Here is a 19502-nt window from a genome sequence, read left to right as displayed (position 1 = left end):
GGGCCCGTGCCGCTGCTATAGGACCCGCCAACAACAGGACATGCAAGGACAGCCCATGACCCGCGCCCATCAGGACTATCACGTTGCCGATATCAAGCTGGCCGACTGGGGCCGCAAGGAAATCGACATGGCCGAGGTCGAAATGCCGGGCCTCATGGCGACGAGGGCCGAATACAAGGCCCTCCAGCCCCTGCGCGGCGCCCGCATCTCGGGCTCCCTCCACATGACCATCCAGACCGCGGTGCTGATCGAGACGCTGGTGGCTCTGGGTGCTGACGTGCGCTGGGCCTCCTGCAACATCTATTCGACCCAGGATCACGCCGCCGCGGCGATTGCCGCCGCCGGCATCCCCGTCTTCGCCTTCAAGGGCGAGAGCCTGAAGGAATATTGGGACTACACCGCGAAGATCTTCGACTGGCCGGACGGCAAGCCCTCCAACATGATCCTTGATGACGGCGGTGACGCCACTCTCTACATTTTGCTCGGCTCCAAGGCCGAGAAGGATCCGGGCCTCATCGCCCATCCGAAGAGCGAGGAGGAGGAATATCTCTTCGCCGCCATCAAGAAGCGCATTGCCGAGCAGCCGGGCTGGTTCGACCAGGTCAAGGCGTCGATCAAGGGCGTCTCGGAAGAAACCACCACCGGCGTCCACCGCCTCTATGAATTGCAGAAGAAGGGCGAGCTGCCCTTCCCGGCGATCAACGTGAACGACTCGGTGACCAAGTCCAAGTTCGACAACAAATACGGCTGCCGCGAATCGCTGGTGGACGCGATCCGCCGCGGAACGGATGTGATGATGGCCGGCAAGGTTGCCGTGGTCTGCGGCTATGGGGATGTCGGCAAGGGCTCGGCCGCCTCGCTCAAAGGCTCGGGCGCCCGCGTGATCGTCACCGAGGTCGATCCGATCTGCGCGCTGCAGGCCGCGATGGATGGCTTCGCCGTCCAGACCGTGGAAGACGTGGTCGGCACGGCGGATATCTTCGTCACCGCCACCGGCAACAAGGACGTGATCACCGTCGATCACATGAAGCAGATGAAGGACATGGCCATTGTCTGCAACATCGGCCACTTCGACAATGAGATCCAGGTGGCGGAGCTCCGCAATTTCAAGACCACCAACATCAAGCCCCAGGTGGACATGATTCACATGCCCTCCGGCGCGCGCGTCATCCTGCTGTCGCAGGGCCGGCTGGTGAACCTCGGCAATGCCACGGGTCACCCGAGCTTCGTGATGTCCGCCTCCTTCACCAACCAGACCCTGGCGCAGATTGAGCTCTTCACCGCCGCCGGCACGTCCAAGTACAAGAACGAAGTCTATGTGCTGCCCAAGCACTTGGATGAGAAGGTGGCGCGCCTTCACCTCGAAAAGCTCGGCGTGAAGCTCACCAAGCTCAAGGACGATCAGGCCGCCTATATCGGTGTGACGCCCCAGGGCCCCTACAAGCCGGAATATTACCGCTACTGAGATTGGTGCGGCGCAACGGTTCTTTAGCTATATGTCTTGCGGGGCGGATGGCGCGCTGATTCGTGCGCCATCCCGGCACTTTGACCGGAGAAGACATGGGCGCCGGTTTCGGCAACAGCCTGGCGGGCGATGGCTTCGCCCTCATTGCGGTTCTGGCCGTCACGGGCGTCTTTCTCTGGGCGCTCGTTTCGCTGCGCCGTCTCAGGCGCAATGAGCAGGCCGCCCGCGCCCGCGTGGCCGAACTCGAAATCCGCCTGAACGAGGCCGAAACGGCCATTTCCGCTGAAGCCCATGTGCTGGTGATCTGGCACGGCCGTGGCCCCTTGCCGGACCGGGTGCTGGGCTCCATGCATGGCGCCGCGAATCTTCCCGAAGACATGGCCGCCCTCGTTGATTTCGCCAGCTGGCTCGACCGCGATTCCGCCTCAGCACTCAATGAGTGCCTGGCCGAGCTCCGCCAGGACGGCACCCCCTTCAACATCGCCATCAAGTCCCGCGCCGGTGATCTGCTGGAGGCCGATGGCAGAACGGCCGGGGGCCTCGCCACGCTGCGCTTCCGCCCGCTCGCGGGTGAGCGCCGCAACATCGCCACGCTCGCCCATGAAGCGCACCGGCTGGGAAACCAGGTGGAGCGCCTGAGCGCCGTTCTTGATGCCGCCCCCCTTCCGGTCTGGCTGCGCGGCTCCGATGGCAAGCTCGTCTGGGTCAACCAGTCCTATGCCGCCGCCGTCGATGCGGCTGATGCCGATGCAGCGGTGGCCCAGGGAACGGAAATCGCCGGCCGCGCCAATCTGGACCGCGCAGGTGCGAGTGATGCGACGGGCCGCATGGGCCGGATCCACGCCGTGGTCTCAGGCTCCATGCGCGTTCTCGATATTTTTGAAGTGCCAGTCTCTGGCGGTGCCGCGGGCTTCGCGATTGACATGACGGTGCTCGAACATGCCGAGAAGGAGCTCGACCGTCACATCAAGGCCCATACCTCGACGCTGAACAAGCTCGACACGGCAATCGCGATCTTCGGGCCGGACCAGCGGCTGAAGTTCCACAACGCCGCCTATGCCGAACTCTGGCCGCTCGACTCCGCCTGGCTCGACTCCCACCCGACGGACAGCGAGATCCTGGACCGTCTCCGGAACCAGCGCTGCATTCCCGAACAGGCAAATTACCGCGAGTGGAAGACCAAGCAGCTCCAGGCCTATACAACCCTCGAAACCCGTGAGAACTGGTGGTACCTGCCGGACGGTCGCACGCTCCATGTGGTCTGCGAGCAGCACCCCTTCGGGGGCGTCACATATCTCTATGAAAATGTGACGGAGGAACTCCTCCTCGAAAGCCGTTACAATGAATTGATCGGCGTCCAGCGCGAGACGCTGGACAATCTCGGCGAAGGAATCGCCTTGCTGGGCTCGGATGGTCGCCTCAAACTGTTCAACCCCGCCTTCGCGCGTTATTGGCAGCTGGATGCGACCCTCCTCGCGACGGAGCCGCATATCGAGGAGCTGGCGGTTCACGGCCGCCGCCTCGCCGCGGAATCAACCGCCTGGGACGAAGTGCGCTACAGCGTGACCAGGCTCGACGTGGAGCGCAAACCCGTCACCGGCAAGATCGATGTTTCGGACCGCGTCCTGCAATTCGTCGCCGTACCCCTGCCGGACGGCAACACGCTTCTGACCTTCGCCGACATTTCGGATTCGGCCCGCATGGAGCGCGCGCTTCGTGACCGTGCGGATGCACTGGAAGCGGCGGACCGCCTCAAGAACATGTTCCTCTCCAATGTCTCCTATGAGATCCGCACGCCGCTCACCTCGATCCTGGGTTTCGCCGAAGGCCTGCAGCTGGGGCTCGCCGGGCCTTTGACCCCGAAGCAGCAGGATTATGTGCGCGATATCCGCCGCTCCTCGACCGATCTCAAGACCATCATCGATGCCATCATCGACTTGACCGCCATCGATGCAGGCGCCCTCGAACTGAAGCTCGAACGGGTGGATGTGACGGCCCTGCTGGAAGCGGTGGCCGAAAAGCTCTCCTCCCTCATCGACGACCGGGACCTGACGCTCAACATCGAAGTGGGTGCCGATGTCGACACGCTCGTGGCGGACGCGAAGCGGGTGGAGCAGATCCTGACCAACCTTCTCTCCAACGCCATCGGCTTTTCAGACCGGGGTGCCACGGTGCGCATGGGGGCGAAGCAAGGCCGCGGCCAGCTGCAGCTCTGGGTCTCCGACCATGGCCGCGGCATTGATCCCGATTTCCAGAAACAGGCCTTTGACCGCTTCCAGTCCCGGCCGGTGCCCGGCGGCCACCGCGGGCCCGGCCTTGGTCTCGCCATCGTCAAGAGCTTTGTGGAGCTGCATGAGGGGCAGGTGTCGCTCCTCTCCAAGATCAACCAGGGCACCACGGTTCTCTGCACCTTCCCGCTCGATGGGCCGGGAGCGGCACAGCGCCCGCTCAGTTCCCAAGAAAGCCGGAAGACCGCCTGAGAGCCATGCAGTTCACCCGCCGCTTCAGCCAGACCCAGCTCGAAAGCTTCGCCGCCGAGCTCGCACTCTTTGCTAGGCCGGGAATGGTGATCCTGCTCATGGGCGATCTGGGCTCCGGCAAATCCACCTTCGCGCGCGCCTTCATCCGCGCCTTGGGCGATGATCCGGACCTCGAGGTGCCGAGCCCCACCTTCACCCTCGTCCAGAGCTATGACGAGACGCGCATTCCCGTCTCCCATGCCGATCTCTATCGCCTGGGCTCTGCTGCAGAGCTGGATGAGCTGGGTCTTGATGACCTTGCAAAGGAAAGTGTGCTCGCCGTCGAATGGCCGGAGAAGATGCTGGACTGGCCGGTGGCGGACAGGCTGCTGGTCGAATTGTCGGGAAGCGGAGCAGCGCGTGAGGCCAGCATCACGGCCACGGGCGCCTGGGCCCAGGCCCTGGCGCGCAATCAGGCGATCACTGATTTTCTGGCGGGTACCCGCTGGGCAGATGCCAAGCGCCGCTTTCTCGAAGGCGATGCCTCCTTCCGCCGCTACGAGACGCTGCATATGGGATCCGAAGCCGCGATCCTGATGGACATGCCAGCGAGGCCCGATGGCCCGCCGGTGAAAGACGGCAAGCCCTACAGCGCCATTGCCCACCTCGCGGAAGATATCCGCGCCGTCATCGCGGTTAACACTGTTCTTCTGGCACAAGGCTACAGCGCGCCCCGCGCTGAAGCCTTCGACCTCACCCACGGCTTTGCGGTGATGGAGGATCTGGGCCGCAGTGTTTTCGGCCGCATGTTGCAGCAGGGCCACGACATGCGCGAGCCCATGGGTGCCGCCGTCACCGTGCTGGCCGACATGGCGGGCCGTGACTGGCCGCGTGACGTGCCGCTCGATGGCGGCACCTATCGCGTGCCGTCCTATGATGTGGAAGCACAGCTGATCGAAGTGGATCTTCTGCCGTCCTGGTTCTGGCCGCATGTGAAGGGAAGCGAGATCCCGCAGGCGGCGCGTCAGGAATTCGAAGCTCTGTGGACAGAGCTTTTGCCGCTCACGCAGCCCGAAAAGCCGGTCTGGGTGCTGCGCGACTATCATTCCCCCAATCTGCTCTGGCTGCCGGAGCGCGAAGGTCTGAAGCGCGTCGGCATCATCGATACGCAGGATTGCCTGCTGGGACACCCCGCCTATGATCTGGCCTCCCTGCTGCAGGACGCCCGCGTCGACATCGATTTCGATTTCGCAGATGTGCTCTATGACCGATATTGCGCCCTGCGCGCGGCCCATACGCATTTCGATCACGCAGGCTTCGCCGTGGCCTATGCGATTCTGGGGGCCCAGCGCGCCACCAAGATTCTCGGCATCTTCGCCAGGCTTTCGAAACGCGACGGAAAGCACGGCTATCTCCGCCACATCCCGCGTGTCTCCCGCTATCTTGAGCGGAACCTCGCCCACCCAAGGCTCTCGGGGCTGAAGCGCTGGTTCGACACCCATCTGCCGGCAGCGCGGCGGGAGCAGCCATGACGGGGCGGCTAGGGCGTTCCGCCATGGTGCTGGCCGCAGGCTATGGCCAGCGCATGCGCCCGCTCACCCTCACAAGGCCCAAGCCCTTGATCGAAGTCGCAGGCAAGGCGCTGATCGAACATGGCTTCGACCGGCTGCGCCTTGCCGGTGTTGAGACGGCGGTCGTCAATGTGCATTACTTGCCTGAGCAGATCGAGGACTGGGCGCAACGCCAGCCCGCGCCGAAGATCATCATTTCGGATGAGCGCGCCGAACTTCTGGATACCGGTGGCGGCGTGGCCCGCGCCCTGCCACTTCTGGGTGAGGCGCCCTTCTTCGTGATCAACAGTGACAGCTTCTGGGTTGATGATGGGGAACCCGCGCTTGAACGCCTGCGCGCGGCGTGGGACGATGAGCGCATGGATTGCCTCTTGCTGCTCTCGCCCCTGGACCGCACCGTAGGCTATGACGGGTCGGGCGATTTCGTCCGCGGCGAAGATGGCAGGCTCACCCGCCGCGCCAAGGCGCAAGGAACGCCACTTGCCTATATCGGCGGTTACCTCGTGTCGCCCCGGCTGTTCGAAGGAGCACCTTCTGGTAGCTTCTCGATGAACCTGCTGTGGGACCGCGCCATCGCGGAAGGCCGCCTCTTCGGTGTTGAGCACACCGGGCGCTGGCTTCATGTCGGAACGCCAGAAGCAATTGCGCAGGCCGAAGACGCGCTGAAGGCCTGAGTGATGGCGGACCAAACCCTTCGCCTCTTCACCATTGCACCTGACAAGCCCTTCCTTGAGCTTCTGGCACGCGCCGTCCTCGAAGGCTTTCCGTGTACGGATGGACTGAAGCCCGGCCCTCTGGACCTGGCACGCTGGACCATCCTGCTTCCCACGCGGCGCGCGGTGCGCGAGCTTGAGGAGATTTTCCTGCGCCTCGCCGGCAGCTCCGGCGTGCTGCTCCCGCGGATCCGGCCCCTGGGCGATATTGACGAGGACCTGCTGGCGCCCGAGCACGATGTGGATGAGCTGGGAACGCCGGTAAGTGTTCCGGGCCAGCTTCTGCTGCTGATGGACCTGATTGACGAATGGGCCGAAGCCCACCCCGCCACGCGCTTGGCCCAGGAAATTGCCGCCGCACCGCATCAGGCAGGGGGCCTCGCGCAATCCCTCGCAGAATTTCTCGATACGCTGGAGACCGAAGACATCCAGGTGGCACAGATCGCGGAGCTCTATGGCCTTGAGAGTGCCCGCCACCGCGAAGCGATCCTCGAATTCCTGGCGATCGCGCGCGAGAAATATCCCCAGCGTCTCGCAGCGGAACAGGCCATGGGCCCGCAGGCCCGGCGCTCCGCCATCCTTCGGCGCGAGGCCCGCCGGCTGGAACTGGCGCGCACCACCAGGCCCTTCATCGCGGCAGGTTCCACGGGCTCGATCCCCGCCACTTGCACGCTGCTCAAGGCGATAGCGGGGCTCCCCAACGGTGCCGTCATCCTGCCGGGCCTCGACCAGATGATGGATGAGGCAAGCTGGGTGGCCGTCGGCCCCACCCACCCCCAGCATGGGATGAAGCAGCTTCTCGCCCGCCTTAACGCAACGCGCCAGATGGTGGGTGAACTCGATGGCGGGGCGCCCGGCCCCCGCGCCTGGCTGGCAAGCGAGCTGATGCGCCCTGCGGAAACCGCCCATCTCTGGCACGGCGCGCTCAAAGGGCAGGAGCCGCGCGTCGCAGCGGCCATGGGGGGCGTGGAGCTTGTCGAAACGCGCAGCATTCAGGAACAGGCGCTGGCTGCCAGCCTGATCCTCCGCCAGTGCCTTGAAACGCCGGGCCGCACGGCCTGCCTGGTGACGCCGGACCGCCAACTGGCGCGCCGCGTGAAGGTGGAGCTTCGGCGCTGGAACATCGCCATCAATGATTCAGCGGGCGAACCGCTGATCCGCCACGGCGGCGCATCGCTCTTGAACCTGCTGCTCGAGGCGCTGCTGCAGAATTTCGCGGCGGAGCCGCTCGCCGCCCTGCTGCGCCATGAGCTTGCTTGCTTTGGTGTTCCCGCCGCAGAGGCCCGCCACCACGCGAGCCTGATCGAGCTAGCGCTCCTCCGCACCGGAACGGGCGCGCCGGAGATCGGCAAGCTCGCCCATGCGCTGCGCGTGACCGTTGAGGGCGAAGATAAGCGGTCCCTGCACCTCCTCCTGCGCCATGTCGGCAAGGAGCAGTGGGAAGCCACCATCGCACAGTGCAGCCGCATCTCCGCCGTTCTTGCCCCGCTCTTGACGGGGCAGCCCGCCACGCTGGCTGAACATCTGGACCGGCTCTCTGCGGCCTGCGAGGCCATGGCGGGTGAAGCCTTCTGGCTGGGGGATGGTGGTGAGGTTCTGAGCGAAGCCTTCGATCTCCTGAAGCTGGAGTCGCGCTTTCTCCGGCGCTGCGATCTGGCGCGTACGGCCGCCATCATCCGCCACTGGCTGCACGGGCTCCCGGTGCGCAGCCAGCAGTATAATCCCACACCGCTGGCAATCCTGGGCCTGCTCGAAGCCCGTCTGATCCGGGCGGATGTGATGGTGCTGGCGGGCCTCAATGAAGGAACCTGGCCTGGCGCCACCGACAGCGGGCCCTGGATCAACCGCCCGATGCGGGACGCGCTGGCAATGAAGCAGCCCGAAGCGCAGATCGGCCAGACCGCCCATGATTTCGTGCAGGCCTTCGGCAATGCCGAAGTCAAGCTGCTGTGGTCCAGGCGGATTGGCGATTCCCCCGGAACGCCCTCACGCTGGATCCACCGTCTGCTGATGATTCTCGAAACCGCAAAACTGAAGGACACCGCAACGGCAAGCCCATGGCCCCAGCTGGCGCGAAAGCTGGTGGAGCCGCCAAGCGTTACCCCCATTGGCATGCCGAAGCCCCGGCCGCCCGTGGCCCTGCGCCCGAGGGCGCTGAGCGTTACGCGGGTCGAAACACTGCTGCGCGATCCCTATGCGATCTATGCGCGCTATGTCCTGAAGCTGGAACCGGTGAAGCCTGTGTCTTCCGTGCCTGATCCCGCGCGGCGCGGCATTATCTTCCATGGTGCGATCGGCGATTTTCTTGCGGCCTATCCAAAGCACCTGCCACAGAATGTGGCCGGCGAGATCGAAGCACAGGGCCTCCGCCACTTCGCGCAGATCGCGGATTACCCCGGCCTCGTCAGTTTCTGGTGGCCGCGTTTCCGCCGCATTGCCCAGTGGATCGCGGAACAGGAGCCGGCGTGGCGCGAAGATGTTGAGCGCGTGGTGGCCGAATGCCGGGGTGAAACAGAGCTGATGGTTGCCGGCAATGCCTTCAGCCTCACCTGCAGGGCGGACCGCATTGACCTCAAAGCCGATGGCTCGGCGCGCATCATCGACTTCAAGACGGGCACCCCGCCTTCCGGCAAACAGGTGGAGCAGGGCTTTTCATCTCAGCTCACGCTGCAGGCGGCAATTCTGGCACGCGGCGGATTCCAGGGTGTGGCGGCACTGAACACATCCGATATCTCCTATGTTCACCTCACCGGCGGTGATCCCGCGGGAGAGGTGAAACGGCTCGATCTTCCGGTCATGGATCTGGCGCTGAAACATCTGGCGGAGTTGGAGCGGCTGCTCTTGTCTTATGCCAGCCCCGCCCAGCCTTATTACCCCCGCGCCATGATGGAGAAGGAGGATGACGCAAGCAGCTATGACCATCTCTCGCGCTTCCAGGAATGGACGCTCTCGGGAGATTTGCCGTGAGCCTCAACCCCGCCGCCAGCCTGGCGCAGCTCCGCGCTTCCGATCCGTCGGCAACCGTCTGGGTCAACGCCAATGCCGGGTCCGGCAAGACGCATGTGCTGGTCGACCGTGTGGTGCGGCTGATGCTGGGCGGCACCGAGCCCTCGCGCATCATGTGCTTGACCTTCACCAAGGCGGCAGCGGCCGAAATGGCAAACCGCCTGTTCGAACGCTTGAGCAAGTGGATTGCACTTGATGATGGGGCATTGCGCGATGAGCTGAAGAAGCTCGGCGCACATGATGCCGGCGCCCCCCTGCTGGAGCGCGCCCGCCAGCTCTTCACCCGCGCGCTCGAAACACCGGGCGGCCTGAAGATCCAGACGATCCATGCCTTCTGTGAACGCGTGCTGCAGCTCTTTCCCGTGGAAGCCGGAATCGTTCCGCATTTCGCCATGCTGGAAGACCGTGACTCGCTCTCCCTGCTGCAGGATGCTCGGAACGCCGTGCTCGCGGCCGCCAGAACCGGTGGCGAGACGGAAACGGGCGCTGCATTGCTAGATGTCGCCAACCGGGTGAGCGCTGACGGATTTGACGCCCTGCTGACGCAGCTCCTCTCCAAGCGTGCCCATCTCCGCGAGCTGTTCGATGGCGAGGCGGGTTTGGAGCGGGCCGAGAGCCTGCTGCGCTTTCACATGTCTCTCGAACCGGGCCTCACGCGGGAGAGCCTCACACAGAGCCTCGATGCCGATCAGACGCGCTATCGCGAACTGGCAAGCCTGCTGGAGGGCGGAAGCAAGAGCGAGAAGGATACAGCTGTTGCGATCCGGTCTGCCTTGGCCGTGCCGGAGGCCACATTGCTGGAGCTGCGCTCCGTGCTTCTCACGGGCAAGTGCGAGCCGCGGAAATGGGTGGCCAATAAATCGACCCATGACGCCCATCCCTGGATTGACGATCTGGTGCGGCCCGATCAAGCCCGCCTGGAAGACGCGCTGGGGCGCATGGGCGATCTCGAGTGCCTGTCCGCCACGCTGTCTCTCCTGCGTCTGGGGAGTGCCATTGTCAGGCGCTTCGAGCAGTCCAAGCGCCTGCGCGGCGCCTATGATTTCGATGATCTCATCATCAAGACGGGCGAGCTGCTGCATGAAAGGCCCGATGCCGCCTGGGTTCTCTACAAGCTCGATGGCGGCATTGAGCATCTGCTGGTCGATGAGGCGCAGGACACGAGCCCGATGCAGTGGCAGATCATCCGTTCACTGACGGAGGAGTTCTTCGCCGGTGAAGGCCGCCATGGCCGGAAGCCCCGCACCCTCTTCGTGGTGGGCGACCGCAAGCAGTCGATCTATTCCTTCCAGGGGGCGGATCCCAACGTCTTCGAGCAGGTACTGGATGAGGTGAAGGCCCAGGTTGAAGGGGCAGGGCAGGAATTCCGCGCAGTGGATTTCAGCGTGTCATTCCGCTCCGCCCAACAGGTGCTCGATGCGGTGGACGGCGTCTTCGCGCCAGACTCGCTCGCGCGCACCGGGCTCGATGGCGAGAGGCCGCGCGACTGGCACCATGAGGCGAACCGGCGCGAGGCCGTGGGGCTGGTGGAGCTCTGGCCGCTCATCCTGCCCGACGAGAGGCAAGATCGTGACCCGTGGCAGGCCCCGGTTGACCGCGAGCCCGCACAGTCGCCACGCCGCAGGCTGGCCAAGAAGCTCGCGCGCACCATCAAGGGCTGGATCGGCCGCCGCATGCTGACAGCCCGTGGACGGCCTGTGAAAGCGGGCGACATCCTCATCCTCGTCAAGCGCCGGGACAGTTTCTTCGATGCGATGATCCGCGCGTTGTGGAACGAGCAGGTGCCGGTGGCGGGCGCCGATCGGCTGAAGCTGGGCGAGAACATCGCCGTGCTCGATCTCGTGGCGCTCGCCCAGTTCGCCATCATGCCGGAGGACGATCACGCGCTTGCCTGCATTCTCAAGAGCCCGGTTTTTCCACGGCCCCTCAGCGAGGATGAACTGATGGAGGTTGCCGCAGGGCGCGGGTCCCTCTCGCTGTGGCAGAGTCTCTGCCGCAAGGACGATGAGCCGTTCGGCGCGGCTGTTGCGTTGCTCCGTCCCCTGATCGCGGCTGCACCTGCTGCGCGGCCTTTCGAATTCTTTTCGGCGGTTCTCGCCAAGGCCCGGCTGCGCTTCGTCTCCCGCCTCGGCAGTGAAGCCAATGACGCAATTGATGCGCTGCTCGATCGCGCGCTCGATTATGAGGAGGCGCATGGCACCTCGCTTGCGGGCTTCGTCAACTGGTTTGAGGCGGGCGAGATCGAGATCAAGCGCAACATGGAGCAGGGTGCAGGCGAAGTGCGGGTGATGACGGTGCATGGCGCCAAGGGCCTCGAAGCGCCCATTGTCATTCTGCCCGATACCACCAGCAGCTCCGAGCAGCAGCGGAGCGACCCGCTGCTGATGCTGGATGGCGGCGGTGCCGATGGCCATGCCCGGGTACCGCTCTGGCCGGTGCCGAAGCTTCTGGCGTCGAAGGCCGTGAAGCGTCTCAAGGCAGCGCAGAAGGATGTGGAGACGGCGGAATACCGCCGGCTTCTCTATGTTGCGATGACGAGGGCGCGGGACGAGCTCTATATCTGCGGCTACCGCGGCCCGCGCGAGCCGCCGGAATCCTGCTGGTACAACACCGCTGCGGCCGCGCTGATGCCCGCAATGCAGGAACTGGCCGATGGCGAGGGCTGGCGCCTGGGGCCCGCCCCGGTCGCGGCCGAACGATCAGATACCACGCCTGCACCAGTCGCTCCGCCCTGGCCGGCGTGGATCGCGCGGGAGGTGGTCCAGGGCGCGGCGCCGCCTGGGGCCCCGCCACAGCCCCGCCGGCGTGCGCAAGCCCAGGTGGCACGTGGCATCCTCATCCACCGCATCCTCCAGAACCTGCCCGATCTGCCGGTGGAGGACCGCCTCACCCACATCGAAACGGCGGTGCGCCGGGCCGGGGCGGACAAGGCGCTTGCGGCCCAGCTAGCAGAGCTGGTCTCCCATCCGGTGCTTGCCGAAATCCTCTCGGCCGAGGGCCATTCGGAGGCCTCCCTCATCACCCGCGCGCCCGATGGTGCGCCTGAGCGCCGCCGCATCGACCGGCTGGTGGTGACGCCCGGCGGCATTCTGGTCGCCGACTATAAGTCTGACCGTGACGTTCCGGAAACGCCTGAAAGCTGCAACCCCGAATATTTGATCCAGCTTGCGGTCTATCGGGACGCCCTGCGGCTGACGGAGCCGGGAAAGCCCTTGCGCTTCTGCCTGATCTTCACCGAAGCGCCCCGGCTTCTTATGATCCCCGATGCGCTCCTGGACCGCATGGCGGCCCTGCGCTTGTCCCGGCCTTGACCCTGCGGGGGGCCGCTCCTACCTTGGTTCCTCAACGGCGAATCCCGCCACAGCCCCCAAGAGGTTCCCATGGCCACGCTCCAGGTCTCCGACACGTCCTTCGAAAAGGATGTTCTCCTGTCCGACACGCCCGTCGTCGTCGATTTCTGGGCGGAATGGTGCGGCCCCTGCAAGATGATCGCCCCGGCGCTCGAGGAGATTGCAGCGAGCCTGGGCCCCAAGGCCAAGATTGTAAAAATCAACATTGACGATAATCCGTCCGTGCCCTCGCGCTACGGCGTTCGCGGCATTCCCACGCTCATGGTGTTCAAGGGTGGCCAGGTCGCCGCCACCAAGGTGGGTGCGGCGCCGAAGAACCAGCTCCAGGCCTGGATCGAAGAGTCGATCTGAACTTTCTTCTCCCGACCGTGTTTGTGATGGCCGCCATTTTGGCGGCCATTGCCGTTTTTGGCGGCCCTTTCGCCATGATGCTGCCACGCGTGCCACGTCATAGCACTGGCCCCGGCAGCAGACCGTCATTAAGCTGTCGCACTGGGAGGATTCGCGATTGACGACCTTTGACGCCGCAGCCGGCAAACCGGCCGGCAGGGGAATAGCCGTGCCGGCGTGGTTGCGCGTGACGGGGAAGGTGCTGCTGCAGCTCTTTCTGGTCTATCTCGTGCTGCTCATCATTGAAGCCTCTCTCGGCCGCTGGACGCCGGAATATCTGACCGGCCGCAGCCTGTGGCACTTCTGGTTCTCGCGCATGCTCGCACCCATGGTCATGCTGGGTGTCTTCGCTGCCTTCGCAAGGCTCCTGCCCGCAGGCGCCATGATGGCGGCGAGCCTGCTCTTCGTCGGCACGCTGTCCTCGATCAAGCGGAGCTCGACGGGCGAGCCGTTTCAGGTCAGCGACCTGTTTCTCGCGGGCCAGTCGGTCCATCTCCTCAGCTATGTGCACTGGTATCACTGGGTACTGGGTGCCGCCATCATTCCCGCCGCGGTCTGGTATGCCTGGAACCTGCGCTTCCGCTGGTGGAGCCTGCCATTGGCGCTGCTCTGCGTGGGCCTGCTTTCCACCTACCGCTTCGAGCCCGTGTCCAAATGGATCCATGACAATGCCTATTGGATCGGCATCGAGAACCTGACCTTCAGCCAGGCCGAGAGCGAGCGGATGAACGGCCTTGGCACGCACCTCTATTTCTCAATGGCGGGCCTCCGCCTCAAGACATACACGCAAGCCGAAGTGAAGCAGGCGCTGGAAGCTTTGAACGCGCCGCCGCCCAAGCCCGTCGCGGCTGCAGGCCCCGTGCCAGATGTCTATATTATTTTGGGCGAGGCCTGGTGGCGTGACCCCAACGATCCGCAATCGCCCCTCGACCAGCTGAAACAGGCGGGCTTCACCGAGAGCATGGCGGTCTCGCCCGTCTATGGCGGCACAACGCCCAATGCCGAATTCGAGGTGCTCACCGGCATTCCCGTGAAGACCTTCCAGGACGGCATCATCCCCTATCAGCACTATGTGCAATACATCACGGACGGCGCGCGGAGTCTTCCCCACCTGATGGCGGAGAAGGGGTATGCGGCAACTGCCTTCCACAATTTTACGCGGCGCTTCTGGCTGCGCGACCAGATCTACCCCAAGCTGGGCTTCGGCCACTTCGTCAGCATGGATGAGATGAATCTCACCATCCAGCCCAATGACTGGCCGACGGACGAAGGTCTCTACAAGTCCGTTCTGGACCGTGCGGGAGGCGATAAGCCCCAGTTCAATTTCATCGTGACGGTGCAGACCCATGGCCCCTATGAGGCGGACCCGTCAGACGCCGAGGGCCATGAGGGTGTCCATGATTACCGGACGCGGCTGGACGGCGCCGCGCATGCGCTGGCGGGCTTCAAGCGCGAGCTTGATGCAAAGGGAAGGCCCTATGTGCTCGTCCTCTTCGGCGATCATCTGCCAGGCCTTCGCCTGCACCAGTGGAAGAACGGCATGAAGTCCGAAAGCGATCCGCGCCTTCACCAGATCCCGCTACTCATTGCGAGCAATGGCCATGAGACCCAGTCACTGGCGGCAGACATGCATGGCCGCCCCCTCTACTGTCTCTCGCCTCTGGTGCTCGACTGGATCGGCCAGCCCGTGCCGGACCGCTATCTCAACTTCGTCGATTCCAAATGCCGCGAAGCGGAAGACCCCGTCCTGCGCCCGGCGGAGGCGGTGATCCAGAACCAGCTTTTCGCGCAGGATCCGCAGTAGGGGTCGGGGGATTGTTCAGCCCCTTCTCCCATCGCGCACCGTCATGCTAGCGAAGGCTGGCATCCCACTTTTTTTGTGCACATGCTGATACAGAGCGGGACCCCAGCTTTCGCTGGGGTGACGGAACGTCTGGAGCGCAGATCTCCCGCTGATCATGCGTGAGACCAAAGGGGGCCCTAAACCCTCATTCTTCGTCGAACTTGCTGGCGACCAGTTGCGCCAGAGCCTCGAGTGCGGCTTCCGCATCCGGGCCCTTGGCTTCAACGGCGATGGATGTGCCCATGGCGGCACCCAGCATCATGAGGCCCATGATGGACGTGGCGGGAACCGACATGCCATCGCGGCTTACCGAAATATCGGCTTTGAAGCCTTCGGCGCATTTCACGAATTTGGCCGAAGCGCGCGCATGAAGGCCGCGCTGGTTGATGATCGAAAGCTCACGCGCCGCAACTGTGTCCGTCACCGTCAATCTCCCAGAATCTGGCTGGCGACGTTGATGTATTTGCGGCCGGCGTCCTGGGCGGCCGTGGCGGCCTTGTCCAGCGCATAATCCTTGCGGATGCGGGCAAGCTTCACCAGCATCGGCAGGTTCAGCCCGGCCACCACTTCCACCTTGCCGATCTCCAGCAGAGAGATGGCGAGGTTCGAGGGCGTGCCGCCGAACATATCCGTGAGGATGATGACGCCCGATCCGCTGTTGGCGCGGGCCACCGCATCGGCAATGTCGGCGCGGCGGTTTTCCATGCGGTCATCGGGGCCAATGGCGATGGTCTCAATCGCCGTTTGCGGGCCCACCACATGCTCGAGGGCAGAACGGAACTCCTCCGCCAGGCGGCCATGGGTGACCAGGACGAGTCCGATCATGGTGGTAGCAACACTCCGCGCTCTCGCCGTTTAGGGTTGCGAACAATGCCTCTAACAGGCAAGCGATGCAATATGCATTCAGCGGGTGACAAATTGGTCCAGCGCTGCCCTCAGGCGGGCGGGAGCGGACGCCGTTTCCGGGTCCAGAAGGATCAACGGAATGCCGGTTCCGAGGATCTCCATGCGTGAGCGGCCCAGCTCCGGAAGCCGCTCGATTTCGGCGGACGGCGTCAACCTCACGGCAAGCCGCAATCGGACGAAAGCCTTCACCTCAAGTTCAGCAATGCCCAGCCCGCGGATTTCGAGCTTGCCCGCAAGTGCTGCGGGAGCAGACGCGATCAGCGCCTGGTCCACGCGGTGGATCTGGACCTGATCATCCGCCACCAGCCGCGCCTGGCGCAGCTCGCCCGAAAGGCCGAAGCCTGGCTGATCGATCAACCGCAATGCGAGGTCGGATTTACCGGTGCCGGGCTTGCCGAGGAGCAGCACCCCATCCTCGCCAATGGCGAGGCAGGTGCCGTGGATGATCGCCTCTTCATGCATGGGCGGCCGCCGGAATGCGGACGAGGAAGCGCGCGCCCAGCACCGGCCTCACGCCATCACCGTCTGGCTTGCCATAGCGGTTCTCGGCCCAGATGCGGCCCTTATGCGCATCGACGATCTGCTGCGAGATCGAAAGCCCGAGGCCGGAGTTGGAGCCGAAGCTGCCTTCGGGCCGGTCGGTGTAGAAGCGCTCGAAGATCCGCCCCAGGTTATCGGGTGGGATGCCCGGGCCCCAATCATCAACGCGGAATTCAACGTCAGGCCCCGTGCGGCGGACCCGCACGTTGAGCTTGGTGCCGGGCTTGGTGAAGGAGCGTGCATTGTCGATCAGATTGCGCACCACCTGACCGAGGCGTGAATCGTGGCCCATGATGGTGTAGGCCTTGGCGCGGTCCATGCCGGGCGGCGGCTTGGCGATTTCGAATTCAACCTCTGCCTGGCCTTCCTTGGCGGTGTCATTGGCATAGGTGGTGATCGATTCGAGAAGCTGCGACAGGTCGAAGGCCTGCGCCTCACCGCGTGCCAGCTCCGCATCCAGACGCGAGGCATCCGAAATGTCGGTGATCAGCCGGTCAAGACGTTTGACGTCATGGTTCACGATTTCGACCAGCCGCTCGCGCTGCTCCGGCGTCTTGGCATAGGCCAGCGTTTCGACGGCGCTGCGCAGCGAAGTGAGCGGGTTCTTCAGCTCATGGCTCACATCCGCCGCGAAAGCCTCGATGGCGGCGATGCGGTTGTAAAGCGCGTTGGTCATGTCGCGTACCGCGCCCGAGAGATCGCCGATCTCATCGCCGCGGGCGGAGAAGTCTGGAATCTCCACGCGCTTGTTGATACCGCGCCGCACCCGTTCCGCCGCCGCCGCCAGCTTGCGGAGCGGCAAAGCGATGGTGGAAGCCAGCATGATCGAGAGCAGGATCGTGACCAGTGCCACGAAGGCGAAGGTCATCAGCACCACCTGGCGCTCGGCCCGCAGCACATCGTCGATCTCGCCGCCGGTGGTGGCCAGCACGAGGGCACCCAGAACGGCACGGAAGCGCTGAACAGGCACCGCCACCAGCACGATGATCTGGCCGCGGTCATTGAGCCTGACGAGGCTTACCTTGGCGCCGTTGAGGGCCGCCGCCACTTCGGGAAAATCCTTGCCGTTGTCGAGGCCGTATTCGAGCTGCTTCGGGTAATCATAGCTGAAGGTCCAGTTGACGAAGCGGTTCCACAGCGCCTGGATGCTATAGCGGCCGTGCTCGCCATCAATCGGCGGAAGGTCGGACTGGATGATGTCGCCACGCGTATAAAGGAAGCGGCTGTCGACAACGAGGTTGCCGTCCTTGTCGATGATCCGTGCACGGACGGTGGTGTTGGCAAGCAGCCGCTTGAGCACGGGGCCGGCTGCTTCCGGGTCGATCGGGAAATCGAGGCTCGAGAGCTGGTCGGAATCGGTCATCGCTTCGTCATTGGTGTCGGCGAGCGAATCCGGGTCGATGGCGATCGAACCGGTGTCGACCGTGGCAGAGCCTGCCACCGCCGCAGCGATGATCTGCGCCTGGGTCGTGAGGCTTTGCACCCGCGCGTCGATGAGACCCTGGCGGAACTGGTTGAAATAGAGAATGCCAGCCACCAGCACGATGAGGCCGAGGAGGTTCAGCAGCACGATACGGCTGGTCAGCCGGTGGGGCCCGAGCCTGCGCAGCAGGCTTCGCTTTGCGGGCGCAGCTTCGCCGCTTCCGGCTTCCGCCGACTCCTCGGCATCGGCACGGTCGGCGGGGTCCGCTGGCATCACCTTGTCAAGCATGGCCTGTCAGGCCGAAAGCCGGCCCTCATTGCTCCTTGAAGCGGTAGCCCACACCATAGAGGGTTTCGATGCCATCGAAATCGGCATCGACCGCGTTGAACTTCTTGCGGAGCCGCTTGATGTGGCTGTCGATGGTGCGGTCATCCACATAGACCTGGTCATCGTAGGCTGCATCCATCAGGGCATCGCGGCTCTTCACGATGCCGGGGCGCTGGGCGAGCGACTGGAGGATGAGGAATTCCGTGACCGTCAACGTCACCTGCTTGCCGTCCCAGGTGCAGGAGTGGCGGTCAGGGTCCATCGAGAGCTTTCCACGCTCGATGACCTTGGCTGCCTCCTGCGGCGTCTGCGCCACGTCACGGTTGGCTACGCGGCGCATCACCGCCTTGACCCGCTCGACCAGGAGCCGCTGCGAGAACGGCTTCTTGATGAAGTCATCCGCGCCCATCTTGAGGCCGAACAATTCATCGATCTCGTCATCCTTGGAGGTGAGGAAGATGACCGGCAGGTCAGACTTCTGGCGAATGCGGCGCAGAAGCTCCATGCCGTCCATGCGCGGCATCTTGATGTCGAAGATGGCCATGTCCGGCGGATTGTCCTGAAGCCCCTGAAGAGCTGCCGCGCCGTCATTGTATTTCTGAACGCTATAGCCCTCATTCTCAAGTGCCATGCCGACGGAGGTCAGAATGTTGCGGTCATCATCGACCAGGGCGATCGTGGGCATCTTCTTGTTCATCCCTTAAACTATGTCCTTCCATTGGCACTAGGGGCGGAACTGGAACAAAATGTGGCAATGATGATAAGTGCTCTCCGCCACAATTGCGAGGTCAGATGATGAATGAACGCAGAAGTTTCAGCGGAGACGAGGCCCGCAACCTGCTCAGGCGCGCCCGCACCGGCACGCTCGCAACGATCAATGCCGATGACGGGGTCCCCTATGCTTCGCTCGTGAACCTCGCGACGGATGTGCAGGGGTGCCCCGTGCTCCTCATTTCCACCCTCGCCTGGCACACCCGCAACCTGCTGGCGGACCCGCGGGGAAGCGTGATGGTGGCGGAAGTGCCGGCGAGCGGCGATGCCCTAACGGGACCCCGAGTCACGGTGATGGGGCGCTTTGTGAAGGTGGAGCAGGGATCGATCAACCGCCGTTATCTCGCCCGCCACCCGGCAGCGGAGCTCTATGCAGGGTTCGGCGATTTCGCCTTCTGGCGGCTGGAACCGGAGCGTGCCCATGCGGTGGCAGGTTTCGGGCGGATCGAAACCATTCCGGCCGATGAGATGTTTCCCTCAGCCGATGAGATGACCGCTCTGGAGGAGAGTGCCGTGGCCCATATGAACGATGATCATGCAGATGCCATCCAGCGCTATGCTGGAAAGCTTCTCGGCGCCACGCCCGGAGGCTGGAAAATCGCAGCGCTGGACCCTGATGGCGCGGACTTGCGGCGGGGCGAAGAGGTGCTGCGGCTGCCCTTCGAAACTCCCGTTTACACGGGCGGCGCCCTGCGCAGCACGCTGGCGAAGCTGGGGGAGAGGTCCCGCGAATAGGCT

At 64.2% G+C, this 19502-nt stretch carries 14 protein-coding genes; 9 read left to right on the top strand and 5 right to left on the bottom strand.

All coding sequences use genetic code 11. The features are described 5' to 3' along the window. The first annotated feature begins 55 nt into the window (after positions 1 to 55). From ahcY to ACO06F_RS11515, 8 genes are all read left to right on the top strand, one after another. A complete protein-coding gene (ahcY, locus tag ACO06F_RS11550; RefSeq protein ID WP_421692906.1) occupies positions 56 to 1465 on the top strand; it encodes an adenosylhomocysteinase in 1410 nt (469 codons plus the stop codon). A gap of 95 nt (positions 1466 to 1560) precedes the next feature. Further along, positions 1561 to 3945, top strand: a complete 2385-nt coding sequence (locus ACO06F_RS11545; protein ID WP_421692905.1) for an ATP-binding protein — start codon at positions 1561 to 1563, stop codon at positions 3943 to 3945. Positions 3946 to 3950: 5 nt separating this feature from the next. Then, a complete protein-coding gene (gene tsaE / locus ACO06F_RS11540; RefSeq protein WP_421692904.1) occupies positions 3951 to 5456 on the top strand; it encodes a tRNA (adenosine(37)-N6)-threonylcarbamoyltransferase complex ATPase subunit type 1 TsaE in 1506 nt (501 codons plus the stop codon). Next, positions 5453 to 6169, top strand: coding sequence for a nucleotidyltransferase family protein (locus ACO06F_RS11535; RefSeq protein WP_421692903.1), 717 nt, complete (start codon positions 5453 to 5455; stop codon positions 6167 to 6169). The genes tsaE and ACO06F_RS11535 overlap by 4 nt, the downstream gene beginning before the upstream one ends. A gap of 3 nt (positions 6170 to 6172) precedes the next feature. Continuing rightward, positions 6173 to 9175 (top strand): double-strand break repair protein AddB, encoded by a 3003-nt coding sequence (addB, locus tag ACO06F_RS11530; RefSeq protein ID WP_421692902.1) that lies wholly within the window; start codon positions 6173 to 6175, stop codon positions 9173 to 9175. After that, a complete protein-coding gene (gene addA / locus ACO06F_RS11525) occupies positions 9172 to 12525 on the top strand; it encodes a double-strand break repair helicase AddA (RefSeq protein WP_421692901.1) in 3354 nt (1117 codons plus the stop codon). Before addB ends, addA begins: the two co-directional genes overlap by 4 nt. A gap of 69 nt (positions 12526 to 12594) precedes the next feature. Then, positions 12595 to 12915, top strand: a complete 321-nt coding sequence (trxA, locus tag ACO06F_RS11520; protein ID WP_421692900.1) for a thioredoxin — start codon at positions 12595 to 12597, stop codon at positions 12913 to 12915. Between the two features lie 157 nt (positions 12916 to 13072). Further along, complete coding sequence (locus ACO06F_RS11515; RefSeq protein WP_421692899.1) at positions 13073 to 14758, top strand: LTA synthase family protein; 1686 nt, start codon at positions 13073 to 13075, stop codon at positions 14756 to 14758. A gap of 184 nt (positions 14759 to 14942) precedes the next feature. Here ACO06F_RS11515 and ACO06F_RS11510 read toward each other — a convergent pair whose 3' ends face one another. The 5 genes from ACO06F_RS11510 to ACO06F_RS11490 form a co-directional block, all read right to left on the bottom strand. Next, on the bottom strand, positions 14943 to 15227 hold the full coding sequence (locus ACO06F_RS11510) for an HPr family phosphocarrier protein (protein WP_421692898.1): 285 nt from the start codon (positions 15225 to 15227) through the stop codon (positions 14943 to 14945). Then, positions 15224 to 15622 (bottom strand): PTS sugar transporter subunit IIA, encoded by a 399-nt coding sequence (locus ACO06F_RS11505; protein WP_421692897.1) that lies wholly within the window; start codon positions 15620 to 15622, stop codon positions 15224 to 15226. Before ACO06F_RS11505 ends, ACO06F_RS11510 begins: the two co-directional genes overlap by 4 nt. 78 nt (positions 15623 to 15700) lie before the next feature. Further along, positions 15701 to 16165: an HPr kinase/phosphorylase gene (locus ACO06F_RS11500; protein WP_421692896.1), complete on the bottom strand. Its 465-nt coding sequence runs from the start codon at positions 16163 to 16165 to the stop codon at positions 15701 to 15703. Continuing rightward, the gene (locus tag ACO06F_RS11495) at positions 16158 to 17954 is read right to left on the bottom strand and encodes a stimulus-sensing domain-containing protein (protein ID WP_421692895.1); all 1797 of its coding nucleotides are present in this window, start codon (positions 17952 to 17954) and stop codon (positions 16158 to 16160) included. The genes ACO06F_RS11500 and ACO06F_RS11495 overlap by 8 nt, the downstream gene beginning before the upstream one ends. A 25-nt stretch (positions 17955 to 17979) precedes the next feature. Further along, the gene (locus ACO06F_RS11490; protein ID WP_421692894.1) at positions 17980 to 18678 is read right to left on the bottom strand and encodes a response regulator transcription factor; all 699 of its coding nucleotides are present in this window, start codon (positions 18676 to 18678) and stop codon (positions 17980 to 17982) included. Positions 18679 to 18785: 107 nt separating this feature from the next. On the opposite strand from ACO06F_RS11490, the gene ACO06F_RS11485 reads away from it, so the two are divergent. Then, the gene (locus ACO06F_RS11485; RefSeq protein ID WP_421692893.1) at positions 18786 to 19499 is read left to right on the top strand and encodes a HugZ family protein; all 714 of its coding nucleotides are present in this window, start codon (positions 18786 to 18788) and stop codon (positions 19497 to 19499) included. Positions 19500 to 19502: the final 3 nt, after the last annotated feature.

Origin of the sequence: Aestuariivirga sp. (assembly GCF_965227715.1) — a bacterium.
In the GTDB taxonomy this organism is placed as follows: domain Bacteria; phylum Pseudomonadota; class Alphaproteobacteria; order Rhizobiales; family Aestuariivirgaceae; genus Aestuariivirga.
The sequence above is the reverse complement of the archived record's forward strand: the minus strand, read 5'-3'. Positions and strand labels throughout refer to the sequence as shown.